The 1,801-nt window shown below is 42.1% G+C and carries 1 protein-coding gene and 1 pseudogene; one reads left to right on the top strand and one right to left on the bottom strand.

Annotation, left to right across the window (positions count from 1 at the left end):
* Window positions 1-351: 351 nt before the first annotated feature.
* Window positions 352-1,281, bottom strand: a complete 930-nt coding sequence (locus F6K49_RS45475; RefSeq protein WP_293108769.1) for a GAF domain-containing protein — start codon at window positions 1,279-1,281, stop codon at window positions 352-354.
* A gap of 249 nt (window positions 1,282-1,530) precedes the next feature.
* Here F6K49_RS45475 and F6K49_RS45480 point away from each other — a divergent pair.
* Window positions 1,531-1,801, top strand: a pseudogene (locus tag F6K49_RS45480) (GTPase); the annotation flags it as partial.

Consider the following 1,801-nt stretch of genomic DNA (forward strand, 5'->3'; position numbering starts at 1 on the left):
TTGGCTCTTCCGTACTTGTTATGCTAAATTAACACTTTGGCAAAGGGAGCAGGGAGCAGGGAGCAGGGAGCAGTGGAAAGAGACAGTATTTAGAAAATTTTGTTAATTAAATAGCATCAAAACCCTTGTATAGTAAGCTTTATGAGTTTTTTAACTTGAAATGAGCGCATAGCAGGTACTGAAGAACCTAATTTTTAAAACCTGGCGGTGATTATAAATCACGGCAATAGTATCAGTCTATCCAACACACTATAGCTGATAAAATAGAGCCTAACCCCTTAAATTATTAAGTATTCGCAAAGCTCCAATGATAACTAACTTACCGTATAATTTAGTTCGGGATCCATAAATTTATACGTCAATCTTGCTGCCATCTTTACACTGACCAGGAAAGGTAAAGTAGAGATTTTTACCCTGACCCTGAAGACAATGAGTTATTCGCTCATCCACAAATTTACGCTTGTCTTCTGCCACCACTTGTAGTAAAGATTGCCGAGAAATCAGTTCACCAAAGGAATAGCCAAAAATTTCTGCCATTTTGGGATTAACATAGAGAAAATTCCCTTTACTATAAATTATGTAAATTCCCAGGGAAGAAAAATTATCTGAACTATCAGTGAGCTGATTGGGTGGGGATAAAACTTGATAGTTCTGAGGAGACTGTTGTCCTAGCTGTTGTTGTTGACTGTGGAGTTGAGCATTCTCTACGATCAAAGCCATGGACTCAGCAGTCATTTCCATTAAACGGGCAGATTTAGCACCAAAGTGTCCCGGCTGGGAATGCATTAGGGTGATAATGCCTAATAACCTCTTGCCCCTGAGAATAGGTACAGCTAATACTGAGCGTACTTGATAGGGCTGATCAGGTAAGGTAAGCCAGCGCTGATCATCCATAGTGTCCGTGATCACCCCAACTTGGCGATGGCGGCTAACCCAACCAGCTAAACCTTGGTCTAGAACCTGACCAATGATCTGCTTTTTATATCGTGGTAGGGTTGCACCGCGAGCTAGAATACTCTCAGTGACAACACCATCAGCATTGAGTAAAAACAGGCTACTATCCTCTGCCTTAGTGAGCCGACCAGCAACGTGGAGTATATCTTGTAACAAAGCTCTCAGCATCAGGGAGCCAGAGGCGGTTTGCATCATGGTGGCATAGGTTTTAAATAGCTGATGTTGAGCACTGAAGACGATTCGTGTAGCTTTAAGTTGATCAACTTGTCGGCGCAGTGCTTTCACTTCCTGAATCAGCTGTTGTTTAGATTTATTCAGATCACTCATATTTACCTCCATCAATCAGCCTGCGCCAATCCCACATTAGTCTACAGGCTTATAGCAAGTTGCGTTTCTGATGTTTAATTTACCTATGGGGTCAGGAGGACTTGGGGGAAATTTCCGCTCTTCCCAATTCCTTTTTGTTTATTCTTTGACTGCAACTTGGTATCAGGTAATTGGTATCGGATAATAGGTATTTTCTCATCAACGGTTAGGTAAAAATAGTAACTGTAACTCGTCTTGCCCTATTTAACCTTGAGTTATCCTCGATCTTCCCAATCTAAACCAGCTGCTGGTAATCAGACATCCTATGGCACCAACAACCAGCAGAAAAGTCTCTTCAACCGCACTCGTGCCAGTTTACAGCAAACCTTGTCCTGGTACAGCAATTTTCATCGTTCCCAGGGGAATCCTGCTGATGTGGAAATGCAAGCCTTGCTGCAAACTGAATTAGAGGTTTTGCAGTCTAGCTTAGACAAACTTGACCAAGGATTGATTCGCATTGCCGCTTTTGGTTTGGTTAGTC

This window comes from Moorena sp. SIO3I6, from assembly GCF_010672095.1.

Bases quoted from the DNA above. Each gene is read 5' to 3' on its own strand.
- F6K49_RS45475 (WP_293108769.1), bottom strand. From the start codon at position 1,281: ATGAGTGATCTGAATAAATCTAAACAACAGCTGATTCAGGAAGTGAAA.